Here is a 14,641-nt window from a genome sequence, read left to right as displayed (position 1 = left end):
CAGCCGTGATATCTTCTGCGAAACGGGCCCCCCGCCAGGCGCGGCCCATCACATGGCGGACGAGCGCGTCCGCAGCCTGGATCAACGAACGTGTCACCACGGTTGCGATCGCGAGGCGGAGGTCGACGGCAGTGAGTTCGAGAAACACGAAGCGGCCAAAGACTCTGGCATGCAACGAAGCTTGCGCTCGCCAGAGCGGGCCAGCCAGGCCAAGATGGATCGGAGTGATCATGAACAAACCCTCTTCAGTCGATGTGTTGTCCCGGTATAGAACTCCCCTGCTGCCAACATCCTGTCAGCAGCCGCGCGCCGATTCCTGATCCGCCGTTCGATGAGAGAATTGTCATGAGACGTGCCGACCGGCTGTTTCAGATCATCCAGGTGCTGAGGCGCACCCGTAAGCCGCTGACCGCGGACGCAATTGCAGCCGAGCTCGAGACCTCGAAGCGCACCATCTATCGCGACATCGCAACGCTGATAGGCCAGCGCGTGCCGATCCGCGGCGAAGCCGGCATGGGCTACATCCTGGAAAAAGGATTCGACCTGCCGCCCTTGATGCTGACGCCGGACGAGATCGAGGCGGCGGTGCTGGGCGCGCAATGGGTCGCGGGCCATGCCGATTCCACGCTGGCGCGCGCGGCCGAAGATTTGATGGCCAAGATCGCCGACACTGTGCCCGAGCGGCTGCGGCCCTTCGTGCTGGAGCCGGCGAGCCGGGCGCGGCCGAGCTGGAACAGGGAGCCTGACCGTCTGGACATGGCGCGTACGCGCACGCAGATCCACGAAGGCAAGAAGATCATGCTGCGCTATCGCGACGAACAGGGTCGTCCCAGCGAGCGCATGATCTGGCCGATCTCGGTCGGCTATCTCGAAGCCGTGCGTCTGCTCGCCGCGTGGTGCGAGCTACGCGGAGACTTCCGCAGCTTCCGCACCGACCGCGTCGTGGAGGCGACCTATCTCGACGAGCGATATCCTGAAAGGCGCGACGTGCTGCGCGCGAAATGGCGGCAGAGCCTGGTCTGGGGACCGCCGAAGGACACGTGATGCCGATGGAAGAGATCGATCAATCGAACTGCTGCCAGAGCTGCGGCGCCTGCTGCGGCTATTCGCAAAACTGGCCGCGTTTCTCGATCGAGAGCGACGAGGAGCTTGCGTTGATCCCTTCGGGCCTCGTCAACGCGCGTCAGTCCGGCATGCGCTGCGAGGGCGATCGCTGTTCGGCGTTGCAGGGAGATATCGGCAAGGCGACCACGTGCGGCATCTATGCGGTGCGGCCGCAGGTGTGCCGCACCTGCATGCCTGGAGATGCCGAATGCGCGATGGCGCGGCGGAAGTTCGGGCTGCCTGCGATAGAGACCGCTTAGGCGGGAACGGCTTCGCTGATCTCGTCGTCGATTTCGTCGTCCAGCGGTGCGAGCACCGAGAGCGGCTTGGTCGACAACGTGATCGGCTTGCGGCCTCCCGACAGCGAGGGCGATGATTTGGCCGAGCCTTCGCGCGACAACGCGTAGAGTGTCGAGCCGACACGGCCACCGTTCTCGATCAGGTCGCGCTCGCTACAGCTGCGCGCGATCACGACGGCCAACGAGTGCAGATGGCTGCGGCGATAGCAAAACAGCGCCAGCCTGGCGCGGACGTCAGGGGAAACACTCTCAACCAGCCTCGGCAGACCGCTTTCATTGGCGCGGTACATCTCGCCAAGAAGCTCGTCACGAACCGGGCAGAAATCGCTTTCAAAAGCGTCGCGGCTTGAAAACATTGCAGTTCTCCCTCGTGTCCGGAAGATGCCGCGCAATTCTCTAATGAAAGGTTAACCACCCTGGGCGGTAGTCACCCGGTGTCCATGCTCTTATGCCGCGAATCAGAGCGCAGCCCTACCGGGTTGAATGCGGCGTCGGCGGTGGCCTTGCGGCAGTCCTTCAAGATCCCCGCCACCGGCGGGGCCTCGGAATGGAGGTCGAAGCTCAGTTCGCCGCCATGAAGATGGAGAGGCCGAAGCCGGTCAGATGGTGCAGCGCCTGGTCGACGCCGATCAGGGTCCAGAACCAGGGGTGCTCCTGGTTGACGCCGAAATTAGCCGACACAAATCCCTTGGCGCGATCGATGGTGATGTGGATGACGAAATCGATCAGCGCCACGAACCAGAATTTTGGCGCCACGATCAGGATCAATGGCAACGCAACCGCAAAGTGAATCAGGCAATGCACCAGGAGCGGCAAAGCCCAGCCGTGCTTCTGGTCCTTGCCGTGCGCCATCCAGGCCGTTTGCAGGACGAAATCGGCGATGATGTGCTTGAAGGTAAGCAGCAACATCCAGCCAATGAGCGCTTCGACCGGAACCGCCGATGACAGAGGTGGAAACGACAAAGCTGACGCCCTCGTTGACTCGAAAAGAAAAAATGGAGCGTTCAGCGCAACTTCTTCTTGGTCCCATCAAATCCATCGGGACCGACGATTTATGACATTTCCTGCGCCGGAATGCAGCCGGGGGAACCGGAAAATCGCCAAGTGTGGCTAAACGGTGATAGGATCAACAAGACCAGAGGTCGCCCCGGGTAAGGTTACCTCCGGCGCGGAATTTGCTTTCCGCAACTGGAGCGCTATCATCCTGGAGTAGAGGATTATCGTTCTTTTTTAAACGCTTACGAAATTTTTGCGCAGGCTGCCGGCGACGATCCGGCCGCCCGCCGTTCAAGGAATAAGGCCAGGTGCTGCCATGAGTGCTGAAGGCCCGACCTCGTCGACTGAACCCCCGCCGCCACGGCGTCCCAAAGTGATCAAGACCAATCAGCAGCAGGTGCTGCTGTATGTCGTGCTCACCCTGCTGCTGTCGCTGGCGACCGTCTGGGCGGGCCGCGCCTGGTTGCACAATTCGGAGACGCTGACCTTTGCTGTTGGCGGGCCCGACGGCGACGAAGCCCTGTTCGCGAACAAGCTCGCCACGCTGCTGAAGAACAGCGGCTCGCGTTTCCGGATCAAGATCGTCAACAATCCCGACAACGCCAAGGCAATCGCGCAATTCGACCGCAGGCAGGCCGATCTCGCCATCCTGCGCACCGACGCCAAGGTGCCGGCGCGGGCGCGCACTCTGGCGCTGCTGGAGCACGATTTCGTGCTTCTGCTCGGTCCCGGCAATAAAAAGATCAAGTCGCTGGCCGAGCTGAAGAAGAAAAAGGTCGCGGTTCGCGCCGACAGCGAATCCTCGCTCGCCTTCGTCCGCAACCTACTCGATATCGCCCCCGACAGCCCCGACGCCGCCAAGATCCAGATGGCGCCGCAAGGCATGACCCTGGACAAGCTGTTCGCGCCCGCCAGTGGCTTCAGCGCGGTGATCGCAATCGTCCACGCCTCCAAGGCCGTGCGCGAGAAGGCCTATGAACAGGTCGCCAAGCGCGGCGGCTTCACGCTGAATGCGATCGATGAGGCCAAGGCGCTGGCGCGCAAATTCCCCGGCATTTCCGACGAGACGCTGACGGCCGGCACGCTGTCGGCATCGCCCGAGATTCCCGACGACGATCTCGATACGATCGGGCTCGAATGGCTCCTGGTCGCTCAATCCAAAATGTCGGGTACCACCGCCGGCGACATCGCGCGCATCGTCTACGAGAACAAATCCGCGCTGGGGCTCGACAACGGCTTTGCGACCCACATTGAGCCGGCGTCGGTCGAGAAGGACGCCTACGTGATGGCGCATCAGGGCGCGGCCGACTACATCAACGATGACACCAAGTCGTTCATGGATAAATACAGCGACATGATGTATCTGGGCGCCGCCGCGCTCAGCGTCATCGGCTCGATCTTCGCCGCAATCTACGCCAAGATCACCCGCATCGCGCCGGAAAAGGCAAGTGAGCTCTCCACCGCCATCCTCGACATCGGCGAACGCATCGAACACGCCCATTCACCGGATGAGCTCGAATGCCTCCAGGACGAGCTTGAGAGCATCTTGCGCGGCGCGGTCATCGGTCTGCGCGACGGCACGATCAGTACCGACGGGCTCGATACTTTCAAGCTCGGTTACGAATTTGTCCGCGACGAGATCGGTATGCGCCGCGACTACCTGAAGCGCCATGCCGGCGAGCTCGAGAAGGCCACCCGACAGGACCTCCCTCCCCCGCATGACGACACCAATGTCGTGGCGGTGAAGACAGCTCAGAGTGCCTGACCTATCGATCGCGCCCGGGGGATTGTTTTCCCGGCCAATCGCGGCCGTGTCTCTCGCGGAACCGTCTCACAAAACAACCGTTGGTTAGGGACACAACCGGAGAACGCACCATGCGTATGCTCCTTCTCATCATCTTGCTGGGAATGCTGGTTGCGGTTGGCTACTTCGCCTATTCGGCCATGTCGGTCGGCGGCGNGAAGGCTATGTCGCCCTGGCGCTCGGAGCGGGGTTCTCCGTGGTCGTCGGCATCGGCTTGATGATGCTGCTGTTCTTGAGCAGCCGCCGCGGCTATGACGAGCCACCCCATTTCAAGTGACGGCTTGACCTACCGGATTAGCCACCCGCATCGAAGGCGGGCGCCTGTCGTTGACGGCCCTCGTGCGGACGGGCACTTTGGCGCTGAAGTCCCAGCCCCGGGGACCGCAAGAGCCAGACCGAGCCGTCATCCCTCATGTTGAAGCCGATGTTTCCCGCCCTGGCCCAGTTCGTGGCCGCGACCGCCGGCCGCAACATGACCAAAGCGGCCTATGTGGCCGTGACCGTCGGCGTGCTCAGCATGGTGCTGCTGACGCTCAACCCGGCCTATGAAACGGCACACCACTGGGTCGATCTCCTGCTGTGGGCCAGCCTCGCCTACTTCGTGTTCGAATGGCTGGTCCGGCTGCGCCATATGAGACGGCAAGGGCGGCTGGGACTTTACATGTCCTCCTCCGCCGGGCTGGTCGATACCGTCGGGGCACTGGCCGTACCGATCGCACTGATCCTCGGCGCCGAGCCCAAGACGGCCTGGCTGCTGAGCGTGCTGTGGGTGTTGAAGGTCGTGCCGGGCATTCCCGGCCTGCGCCAGCTCCGCCGCGTGCTCGTGCTGGAATCGGGGCCGCTGCTCAGCGTGCTCGTGATTTTCCTGATGGTGGTCTTTCTCGCCTCCGTCGCGGAGTATTTCCTGGAGCGGGACGTGCAACCGCAAACATTCGGCAGCGTTCCCGCCGCCCTGTGGTGGGCGGTCGTCACGCTGACCACGACAGGCTATGGCGACGTCGTGCCGGTCACGCCGCTCGGCCGCATGGTGGCGGCGCTGGTGATGATCTCCGGCCTCGGCGTGTTCGGCCTCTGGACCGGTATCCTGGCGACCGGGTTCGCAGCGGAGACCCGCCGTGACAATTTCCTCAAGACCTGGGAATCCGTCAGCAAGGTGCCGTTCTTCGCGGCGCTGGGGCCTGCGGCCATCGCCGATGTCACCCACATGCTTCGTACGATGGAGCTGCCGGCGCGCACCATGATCATCCGCAAGGGCACGCAGGGCGACTGCATGTATTTCATCGCCGCCGGGGAAGTCGAGGTCGACCTGCCCGGCAAGAAGGTACAGCTCGGGGAAGGCGCCTTCTTCGGCGAGATGGCGCTGCTCGGCAACAACATGCGCGGCGCCAACGTTTCGACCACGAAAGTGTCGCGGCTGCTCGTGCTCGACCTCGTCGACTTCCGCGTGCTGATGGCCCGGCACCCCGATCTGGCCGAGACCATCGACGCCGAAGCCAAACGGCGCGCGCTCGAAAACAGGTAGTGGAGACAAGAATGTCGGAGACAGCCGACGCGGCTTCCAGCCCCCTGCTCGAAATCGACGGGGCCCGTGCGACCATCCGCCTCAACCGGCCCAAGCATCTCAACCGGCTCCAGGCCGAAGACCTTGGCGAGCTCGTCCACTTGTTCGACCGGATCGAGGCCGATCCCGATATCCGCGTCCTGGTGCTGACCGGCACGGGACGCGCCTTCTCGGCCGGCTACGATCTCAACTCGGTCGCCGAGCGCGCGGTCAGCGCCAACGAGCAGCAGAGCGCGGGCTCGGCCTTCGAAGTCGTCGTCAACCGGCTCGAGGATCTCGGCGTGCCGACGATCTGCCGACTCAATGGCGGCGTGTATGGCGGCTCGACCGATCTCGCGCTCGCCTGTGATTTCCGTATCGGCGTCGACACCGCCGAGATGTTCATGCCGGCGGCCCGGCTCGGGCTGCATTACTACAGCAGCGGCATCAAACGCTACGTGACCCGGCTCGGCGTCGACAATGCCAAGAAGCTGTTCCTCACCGCGGAAAAGATTACTGCGCCGGAAATGCTGCGGATCGGCTATCTCACCGCCATGGTGGCGGTCGAGTTTCTAGACGAGGAAGTCGACAAGCTCGCCAACATCCTCGCCGGCAACGCACCGAATGCGATGCGCGGCATGAAGCGCGCCATCAATGAATTCGCTCGCGGCGAACTGGACGAGGCGGCCGCAGAGCAGCGCCATCGCGACAGCATGCGCGGCGACGAGATCAAGGAAGGTATCAAGGCGTTCGCGGAGAAGCGGGCACCGAGGTTTTGAGGGGGCAGCGCGTCCGAGGGCGCGCCTCATACTCGGTGGTCGTCCCGGGGCGCGCGACGCGCGAGCCCGGGACGACAGCGGAGTGAGGCTTAGGCTCCCACAGCCTTGGCATGCTGCGCAGCCATCTCATCGTCGGCCGCGCTGATACGCTGGAACGCCGGTCGCGAGGTGATGCGCTCGGCATAGCGAACGAAGACGTCCTTTTTCGGCACGATGCCGAACATCATGGTCCAGCTGAACGCGACACCCCACAGGACATCGGCGGCGGTCAGCCGCTCGCCGAGCAGATACGGCCCCTTCGACAATTGCATCTCGAGCGCCCCGAGCATGGTGTCGTAGTCGGCATAAGGCGACTGTGTGATCGGGGCTGGCTCGCGTCGCATGAACTTGTCGATCAGGGCCGGCTCGAACGAAGCGCCATAATAGGCGATCCAGCGCAGATACGGACCGCGCAGCGGATCATTCAGGGTGGGCGTCAACCCCGCCTCGGGGAAGAGATCGGCGAGATAGATGGTGATCGCGACCTGCTCGGTCACGAGCTCCCCGTGGTGATGGATTGCCGGTACCTTGCCGAGCGGATTGATGGCGAGATAGGCCGGTTGCCGCTGCTCGCCCGCCTTCATGTTGAGGATATGGAGATCGTAGGGCGCCCCCAGTTCCTCCAGCAGCACCCGTGTGCCGGTGGCCCGGCTCTGCGGCGAATAATATAGCGTGATGCGATTCGGGTCGGTCATGGCAGGTCTCCCTCGGGTCGGCTTGCGATGGCCGCATCTCTAACCGACCATACCTGACATCCTGTGTCAGGTATGGTTTAAGGAAATATGCGCGCGAGCCGGATGCTATCGATCCTCACCACCCTCCAGGCCAAGGGGCAGGTCACCGCACCCGAGCTCGCAGAGGCCTGCGAAGTTTCGGTTCGTACGATCTACCGTGACATCGACGCACTCGCGGCGTCCGGCGTCCCTGTCTATGCCGACCGCGGTGCGGAGGGTGGCTACCGCCTGCTCGATGGCTATCGCGTAAGGCTGAACGGGCTGTCTCAGAGCGAAGCAGGCGCGCTCTTCCTCGCAGGGCTCCCCGGCCCGGCGGCGGCGCTGGGGCTGGATGCCGCGATGATCGCTGCACAGAACAAGTTGATGGCGGCGCTGCCGGCAAATTTGCGCGAAGACGCCGGCCGGATGCAGGAGCGCTTTCATCTGGACGCGCCGGGCTGGTTTGGCGAAACGGAGGAGCCAACGCATCTGCGCACCATTGCCGGCGCCGCTTTGCGCGGAACATTGATCAGGATTCGCTACCAGAGCTGGCGCTCGGAGAAGCAGCGCCGTGTCGCCCCGCTCGGTCTCGTGCTCAAGGGCGGCAGCTGGTATCTCGCAGGTCAAGTCGATGGCAGCGTGCGTACCTATCGCGTCGCGCGCGTGCTTGACTGCAAGGCGCTCGACGACAGCTTCGATCGCCCTGCCGATTTCGACCTCGCGGCCTACTGGCGGGATGCGACGCTGCGGTTGGAGGCCGAGATGCACCCTAACGTCGCGGTCGTGCGGCTCTCGCCATCAGGCGTAAAACTGCTCGACGCGCTGAGCCAGCCTTACGTCAGGGCGCGCACGCAGATTGAAGAGACCGCTGATGCGGACGGCTGGCGTATCGCCAGAGTCCCGACGGGCAAGACATCATGGCATGCCGCCGCGGAATTGTTGCGCCTCGGCGCCGAAGCCGAAGTGCTGGAGCCCTCCGATCTCCGCGAGAAGATCGCCGAGATGACGCGGGCGATGGCGGCGCGCTATCGCGCGGCGCGAAAAGCCTGACTGCGGCGGGTTTCACCGCGACCGACGAAACCATTCTGAAACACGATTCTCACCTCGCCGTGTGAACGCAATCACGCTTCGGCTCGACCGAGAAGCAGGGACATAACAACGGCCTCGCGCCACACCGGAGAATGAGAATGTTTCGTAAGCTTGCACTTGGTCTGATCGCCGCCGGCTCGCTCGGCGCCGCCGCTCTCATGCCCACCGCGGCGTCCGCTCACGGCTTCCACCACCACTGGGGTCCCGGTTGGGGCTTTGGCTATGGCGGCCTCTACGTCAACACCGGCATCGACAATTGCTACCAGGAGCGCGTCGTCCAGACCCGTCACGGTCTGCGTGTCCGCGTCGTGAATGTCTGCGGCTATACCGTCTACTGATAGCGTGCATTCACGACAAAGCTCCGGTCGCGCTGCGACCGGAGCTTTGCGTTAGGTTCAAGCGCCCTTCAGCTGCCTGCGAAACCACGCCCAAGTCTCAAGTGTCGTCCTGATATAGCCGTTGCCGCGATAGACGATCTCGCCGTCGACGATCGCGTTCAGCTTCGGCAATGCGTGAAACGGAATCGACGGGTAGGCGTGGTGCTCGACATGATAGGGCATGTTCCACGCAATCCATTTGACGGCCGCGCCGGTGTAGGTGGTGCGGGTGTTCTGGAAGGCGCTGCGGGTGCGCTCGCAGCCGGTGTGCTCGGCCAGCAGATAGGGCCGCAGGAAGAATTGCCCGGCGACCAGCGGAGCGATCCAGACCTTGAGCAGCAGGGTCGAGGAGAACCACAGAGAGAGCGCGAACAGCAGGACATAAAGGGCGGCATAGACGCGCGCTTCGGTCACGATGATGACGCGCTTGTTCTCGGGGATCCAGGGTACCGTGACCTTGCCGGTGACGGCATGACCGAGCATCAGCCGCAGCCGCCCGGCAACCTGGAGCAGACCGCTATAGGCAAGCGCGACCTGGGTGTCGGATTTCGGCTTCACGCCGACGATCAGCTCCGGGTCCTTCTCGGGATCCTGGGTGTAGCGATGATGGTCCCAATGGAACAGGCAGTAATATTCGTAAGGCTGTCCGATGATGAAGGCCGAGAGATAGCCGACCGCGAGGTTGAGGCCGCGGCTCCTGAACGCGGTCTTGTGCGCGGTCTCGTGCAGCGCCATGAACAGGAAGGCGACGAAATAGCCCTGTATCACCATCAGCGGCAACGCCCAGAGGACGCCATAGCGCGAGCTCACCTTCCAGATCAACGATCCGACCAGCACGACCATTGCGTAGTGGCAGAGGCTGCGCACCGCGCCCTTGAGATCGGAGCGAACCGACAATTGGCGCAGCATCGCCGGCGTCAGCGGCTTCAGGCGGTGGCCCGGTTCTGAAACGGAAACGGTCGCGTCAGTCATGATCAGGGACCTGCGTTACTTGTTGAGAAGCTCTGCGATCTCGGCCTTAAGGAAGGCCCGGTCGCGCGGATTGTTGACGGGATTGCCGGCGCGATGGCCGTGCAGCGACGGGATCGGATGCAGCACGGCTGATTTTGCGTTGACGAGGCGGCCGAGCTCGTCCTCATTGTCGCGCACGTCAAAATAACGATCAGTGGCGCCCGGCATCAGCAGCATGTGCGCCTTGATCGCCCCGAGCGCGCGATCTAAATCGCCGCCGAAGGCAGCGCACCGGCTGATATCGCCAGTCTGCCAGATACTGATCTGCGCCAGCAGATCGTTGGCATCGCGCCGAGCGAAGGTCGCGTCCCAGGCGCGGACGAGATAGTCCTCGAGCGAAGTGAAGCCGGCCTCGCGCCAGAGCTCGTCGCGATAGAAGCCGTGAGACATCGCCCAGCCGGCATAGACGCGCCCCATGGCGCGATAGCCGGCAACGGGCCTTTCGACAAAGCGGCCGTCGCGGAAGGCGGGATCGCCTGACAGCGCAGCCTTCACGGCTTCCAGGAACACGTAATTGTAGGGCGCGCATCGCGCGCTGCCGCAGACGACCGCTGCTCGTTCGACCATGTCGGGGTGAAGCGCGGCCCAGTGATACGCCTGCATGCCGCCCATCGACCAGCCATAGACCAGCGCCAGCTTTGTGATGCCGAAGCGCTCGGTCAGCAGCCGATGCTGGACCGCGACGGCGTCGTGATAGGTGAGCTGCGGGAATGGTTCGTTGCCGGAGTTCGATGGCGACGACGACAGACCGTTGCCGAACAGGTTCGGGATGATGATGAAATAGCTGGTGGGATCGAGCACGCCATCGGGCCCGATCAACCACTCGGTGTCGAAATGCTGCGCGCTGAATGAGGTCGGATAGAGAATGACGTTGTCTTTGGCCGAATTCAGCGCGCCATAAGTCTTGTAGGCGAGGTTCATCGCGGGGAAGACAGCGCCGGACTGAAGCACGAAATTGCCGGCCTCAAAGATCTCGTAGTCGCGCCGCCCGGTCATGCGTCCTATTCCCGCTCACACGGCGACAACACGCGCCCGCCAAAGCCACGATGCATTGATCGTGCCGGACCAGCGAACGCATCGTTGCGTCGCGCCTAATATGTGTACTTATAGTCCAGTTAATGGCGATAGGCAATGGCGTTCCGGCCGGCTCAGGCGATGGCCGCGATGTATCGCTCGACCGAGGCCGCGAAGGCGGCCTTGGCGCCGCCAGCGATGTTGCGACTCCACCAGGCGCCGTAGATGCGATCGAACGCGAGAGGCGCGACCGCAGCCGCAATCCTCCGTACCGCGGCGGCGTTGAGCGGCATGTAATTGGGATAAGAATACATGAAGCTGACGAAGCGGCGATCCATCGTCACCTGCGCGATATCGCCGGTCAGAAGTGCGCCCTTGCCATCGGCGCCGCGCGCATCATGCAACATGGTGGCACCGGCGAAATGGCCGCCGGTCCGCAACAGCAGCACATCGTCCGAGATGCGATGCTGATCGCCGGTCCAGTGCACGATGGACGGATGCGGCCGTGTCACCCATTGGCGGTCGTCAGCGTGCAGATAGACCGGCACCCCGCCGAACGCTTCGCTCCAGTCCGCAAGCGCACCATAATAATGTGGGTGCGAGATCGCGATCCCTGTCAGGCCGCCGAGCGATTTGACATGGGCCACCGCCTCCGGCGTTGCCAGCGGAATGCAGTCCCACATCACGTACCCTCCGCCATCGGGGACCAGCAGCGCGCGCTGGCCGATCGCAAAGCTCGGCTCGAGCGCGATGCCGGTCAGGCCGAGATCGTCGTGCCAGACGAGGCGGTGACGCTCTGCCAGCGCATCCCGCGTGAGGAAGGCCTGGCCTTTCCAGTTCACATATTGCCGCTCATCCTCGCAGATCCGGCAGGACGCCGGCGGATTTCCGGTGTCCGGAAATTGCGCACCGCAGGTTTCGCAGGTCCAAAGGGGCATGGCGTGATCCGGAACGAGAGTGGACACCGATGAGGTGACGTCGCGTCCCTCCAATTGCAAGTCCGGAGGAACCAACGCGGTTAGCGCATGTTACTTTTCGGACCGCTCCGGCACAAACAGTCGGCCATTTCCACCTGCGCGAGACCTCATGCGATCGGCAGCATCACGTTCAGCGTTTCGATGACATCGCGTCCCTCGCGCATCTGGCCGCTGTTCGCCGTCAATTTCTTCATGGCGGACATGCAGTCCGGCATCGGCCCATTCGTCGGCGTCTTCCTGCAAGAGCGCGGCTGGACCACCGGCTTGATCGGCACTGCGCTGACGATCGGCAATGTCGCAGGCATGCTGGTGACGACGCCGATCGGCGGCTTTATCGATTCCAGCCACAACAAGCGGCTGTGGGTGGTCATTCCCGGAATCTTTGTGGTCCTTGCCTCCGCCATCATCCTGATCTCGCAGAATTTCTGGGCGGTGACGTTTTCGCAAGTCGCGCAATCGCTGGCGAGCGCTGCGATCGTGCCGGCGGTGACTGGCATCACGCTGGGCATGGCCAAGCAAAAGGGTTTCAATGCGCTGAACGGGCGCAACCAGGCCTTCAACCATGCCGGTAACATGGTCGGCGCGGCGCTGTCGGGCTATCTCGGCTACACCTTCGGCTACGTCGCCGTGTTCGTGCTGGCGGCCGTGTTCGGTGCTATCGCGATCGCCTGCGTGCTGATGATTCCCGCCAAGGCGATCGACGATCGTCAGGCCCGCGGCAGCAAGGAGGATGAGAGCAAGAATCCGCCGGATGCCATGTCCGTCCTCCTCAAGCACAAGCCACTCCTCGTGCTGGCGCTCGCGCTTGCCATCTTCCATCTCGGCAATGCAGCCATCGTCCCGCTCTATGGCCTTGCAGCGGTGGCCGAACGTCAGGCCAACGGTCCGAGCTTCGTCGCGACCACCGTCGTCATCGCGCAGGGCGTCATGGTCGTGACGTCGCTGGTTGCCATGCAAGTCGCGGGAAAGCGCAACTACTGGCCGGTGATCCTGGTCTCCTTCATGTTCTTACCCGTCCGGGGCGTGCTTGCGTTCTTCGTGACGGGATGGTGGGGCGTGGTCCCGATGCAGATATTGGACGGGATGGGCACCGGATTACAGACGGTCGCCGTTCCCGGCATGGTCGCGCGCTCGCTGGACGGCACCGGTCGCATCAATCTCGGTCAAGGAGCCGTCATCACCGTGCAAGGCGTCGGCGCGAGCCTGAGCCCCGCGCTCGGCGGCTGGATCGCGCAATGGATCGGCTACGGCCCGACGTTTTTGCTGCTCGGCGGTTTCGGCCTTGCATCGACGGCGCTGTGGCTGGCCTTCGGCGCGCACGTGAAGAAGTATTGAGCTGGCGTCCTCTTCTCCAAAAAGAAACGCCTCACGTCCCAAAGTTCTTCTGGATCGCCTTGTCGAGCGTCTCGCCCCCGACGAAGCGCTGGCGCAGCTCGCGCTTGAGCAGCTTGCCGCTCGGATTCTTCGGCAGGCTATCCACGAAGATCACGCGCTTTGGCACCTTGAAAGGCGCCATCTGGCCGGCGCAATGCTGGATGACGCTGTCCTCATCCAGCGTCTCCCCACTCTTGACCACCACGATGGCCGTGACCGCCTCGATCCAACGCGGATCAGGCAGGCCGACGACGGCAACCTCGGAGACCGCGGGAATACGATAGATCATCTCCTCGACCTCGCGGCTGGCGACGTTCTCGCCGCCGGTCTTGATCATGTCCTTGACGCGATCGACCACCGTGATGTGGCCCTCTTCATCGACGGTGGCGAGATCGCCGGAGTGAAACCAGCCACCGGTAAACGCCGCCGCGGTCTTCGCGGGATCATTGTAATAGCCCGACAGCAAATGCGGCGAGCGGTGCACGATCTCGCCGACCTCGCCAACCTTGACGTCCTCCATCGACGTGTTGACCACCCGCGTCTCGACATTGAGCACGGGCTTGCCGGCCGAGCCGGCCTTGCGCAACTGGTCCTCCGGCCGCAGCACGGTCGCGAGCGGCGCGATCTCGGTCTGGCCGTAGAAATTCCAGAATTTTACCGCGGGCAGGCGGCGCTGGAGCTCAAGCAGCACCTCCACCGGCATGATCGAGGCGCCGTAATAGCCCTTTTGCAGCGTCGACAAATCGGTCTTGTCGAAGTTCGGCGAGCGCAGCATCGCGATCCAGATCGTCGGCGGCGCGAAGAACGATGTGATCTTGTGTGCCTGGATCAGCGCCAGGATGTTGTCGGCGGTCGGCTTGCCCGTGATCACGCCGGAGGCGGCGAGATAGATTTGCGGACCCAAGAACACGTCGAGCTGGGCGCAGTGATAGAGCGGCAGGGCGTGTAAGAACTTGTCGTCCACGCTCATGCCGCCGTCGATGATACAGCTGACATACTGCCACATCACCGCTTCATGGGTCAGCATCGCCCCCTTGGGCAGGGATTCGGTGCCACTGGTGTAGACGATCTGCGCGAGATCGCGGCTATCGACGGAGTCCTCGAGGCCCGAGCCGTCAGCATGAAGCAGACCGTCGAAGGTGGCGAGGTCTGCAGGCGCCGTGGCGGGATCCTCACCCGGCATCCAGATCATTTTTTCGACCGCGCAATCCTTGGCTGAAGCGGCGCGAGCCGGCTCGACGAAATCAGGGCCGGTGGCCAGCAGCTTGGCGCCGGAGCTCTTGAGGATGAAACTGATCTCGTCCGGATTAAGCATGAAGTTGATCGGCACCAGCGCCGCACCGATCCGCGCCACGGCAAAGCGCAGCGCAGCGAAGGCGTGGGAATTGCGCGACAGCACGGCAACGCGATCGCCCTTCTTCACGCCAAGCCCGAGCAGGCCGCGGCCGAGCCGGTTGCAGACCGCGTCCATCTCCGCGAAGGTCCAGCTCACACTGCCGCAACTCACCGCGAGCTTGCCCGGCTC

General features: G+C 63.3%; 16 protein-coding genes. 8 read left to right on the top strand and 8 right to left on the bottom strand.

Annotated features, from left to right (window positions below; all coding sequences use genetic code 11):
- The coding region (locus AOQ71_RS45925) for a hypothetical protein (RefSeq protein ID WP_083514161.1) at positions 1–232 on the bottom strand (232 nt) is incomplete at its 3' end.
- Between the two features lie 113 nt (positions 233–345).
- Here AOQ71_RS45925 and AOQ71_RS12030 point away from each other — a divergent pair.
- Together AOQ71_RS12030 and AOQ71_RS12025 are read left to right on the top strand one after the other, a co-directional pair.
- Positions 346–1,044 (top strand): helix-turn-helix transcriptional regulator, encoded by a 699-nt coding sequence (locus AOQ71_RS12030; protein WP_057746364.1) that lies wholly within the window; start codon positions 346–348, stop codon positions 1,042–1,044.
- A gap of 5 nt (positions 1,045–1,049) precedes the next feature.
- Positions 1,050–1,364: a YkgJ family cysteine cluster protein gene (locus AOQ71_RS12025; RefSeq protein ID WP_057746867.1), complete on the top strand. Its 315-nt coding sequence runs from the start codon at positions 1,050–1,052 to the stop codon at positions 1,362–1,364.
- Here the strand turns inward: AOQ71_RS12025 and AOQ71_RS12020 are convergent.
- Positions 1,361–1,759: a hypothetical protein gene (locus AOQ71_RS12020; protein WP_057746361.1), complete on the bottom strand. Its 399-nt coding sequence runs from the start codon at positions 1,757–1,759 to the stop codon at positions 1,361–1,363. The genes AOQ71_RS12025 and AOQ71_RS12020 overlap by 4 nt on opposite strands.
- 205 nt (positions 1,760–1,964) lie before the next feature.
- Entirely contained in the window at positions 1,965–2,312 is a 348-nt protein-coding gene (locus AOQ71_RS12015; protein ID WP_057746865.1) for a DUF3307 domain-containing protein, read from the bottom strand.
- 403 nt (positions 2,313–2,715) lie between these two features.
- Here AOQ71_RS12015 and AOQ71_RS12010 point away from each other — a divergent pair, with 403 nt between their 5' ends.
- The 3 genes from AOQ71_RS12010 to AOQ71_RS11995 all read left to right on the top strand — a co-directional run bounded on the left by AOQ71_RS12010 (position 2,716) and on the right by AOQ71_RS11995 (position 6,522).
- Positions 2,716–4,164 (top strand): TAXI family TRAP transporter solute-binding subunit, encoded by a 1,449-nt coding sequence (locus tag AOQ71_RS12010; RefSeq protein WP_057746357.1) that lies wholly within the window; start codon positions 2,716–2,718, stop codon positions 4,162–4,164.
- 451 nt (positions 4,165–4,615) lie between these two features.
- A complete protein-coding gene (locus AOQ71_RS12000; RefSeq protein ID WP_057746353.1) occupies positions 4,616–5,725 on the top strand; it encodes a cyclic nucleotide-gated ion channel in 1,110 nt (369 codons plus the stop codon).
- An 11-nt stretch (positions 5,726–5,736) separates the two neighbouring features.
- The gene (locus AOQ71_RS11995; RefSeq protein WP_057746350.1) at positions 5,737–6,522 is read left to right on the top strand and encodes an enoyl-CoA hydratase/isomerase family protein; all 786 of its coding nucleotides are present in this window, start codon (positions 5,737–5,739) and stop codon (positions 6,520–6,522) included.
- Between the two features lie 89 nt (positions 6,523–6,611).
- On the opposite strand, the gene AOQ71_RS11990 is transcribed toward AOQ71_RS11995, so the two are convergent.
- Entirely contained in the window at positions 6,612–7,256 is a 645-nt protein-coding gene (locus AOQ71_RS11990; protein WP_057746347.1) for a glutathione S-transferase family protein, read from the bottom strand.
- 87 nt (positions 7,257–7,343) lie between these two features.
- On the opposite strand from AOQ71_RS11990, the gene AOQ71_RS11985 reads away from it, so the two are divergent.
- A complete protein-coding gene (locus tag AOQ71_RS11985) occupies positions 7,344–8,324 on the top strand; it encodes a helix-turn-helix transcriptional regulator (RefSeq protein WP_057746345.1) in 981 nt (326 codons plus the stop codon).
- Positions 8,325–8,461: 137 nt separating this feature from the next.
- Positions 8,462–8,701: a hypothetical protein gene (locus AOQ71_RS11980; protein ID WP_057746342.1), complete on the top strand. Its 240-nt coding sequence runs from the start codon at positions 8,462–8,464 to the stop codon at positions 8,699–8,701.
- A gap of 57 nt (positions 8,702–8,758) precedes the next feature.
- Here AOQ71_RS11980 and AOQ71_RS11975 read toward each other — a convergent pair whose 3' ends face one another.
- The 3 genes from AOQ71_RS11975 to AOQ71_RS11965 all read right to left on the bottom strand — a co-directional run bounded on the left by AOQ71_RS11975 (position 8,759) and on the right by AOQ71_RS11965 (position 11,703).
- Positions 8,759–9,712: a fatty acid desaturase gene (locus tag AOQ71_RS11975; RefSeq protein ID WP_057746338.1), complete on the bottom strand. Its 954-nt coding sequence runs from the start codon at positions 9,710–9,712 to the stop codon at positions 8,759–8,761.
- Between the two features lie 15 nt (positions 9,713–9,727).
- On the bottom strand, positions 9,728–10,747 hold the full coding sequence (locus AOQ71_RS11970) for an alpha/beta fold hydrolase (RefSeq protein ID WP_057746335.1): 1,020 nt from the start codon (positions 10,745–10,747) through the stop codon (positions 9,728–9,730).
- Between the two features lie 152 nt (positions 10,748–10,899).
- Positions 10,900–11,703, bottom strand: coding sequence for an MBL fold metallo-hydrolase (locus AOQ71_RS11965; RefSeq protein WP_057746331.1), 804 nt, complete (start codon positions 11,701–11,703; stop codon positions 10,900–10,902).
- 180 nt (positions 11,704–11,883) lie between these two features.
- Between AOQ71_RS11965 and AOQ71_RS11960 the strand changes: the two genes are divergently transcribed.
- On the top strand, positions 11,884–13,077 hold the full coding sequence (locus tag AOQ71_RS11960; RefSeq protein ID WP_057746863.1) for an MFS transporter: 1,194 nt from the start codon (positions 11,884–11,886) through the stop codon (positions 13,075–13,077).
- A 31-nt stretch (positions 13,078–13,108) separates the two neighbouring features.
- Here AOQ71_RS11960 and AOQ71_RS11955 read toward each other — a convergent pair.
- Positions 13,109–14,641 (bottom strand): acyl-CoA synthetase (locus tag AOQ71_RS11955; protein ID WP_245316847.1); only part of this gene is annotated, 1,533 nt, incomplete at its 5' end.

Origin of the sequence: Bradyrhizobium manausense, assembly GCF_001440035.1 — a bacterium.
GTDB lineage: Bacteria > Pseudomonadota > Alphaproteobacteria > Rhizobiales > Xanthobacteraceae > Bradyrhizobium > Bradyrhizobium manausense.
This window is presented reverse-complemented; position numbering and strand designations above follow the sequence as displayed.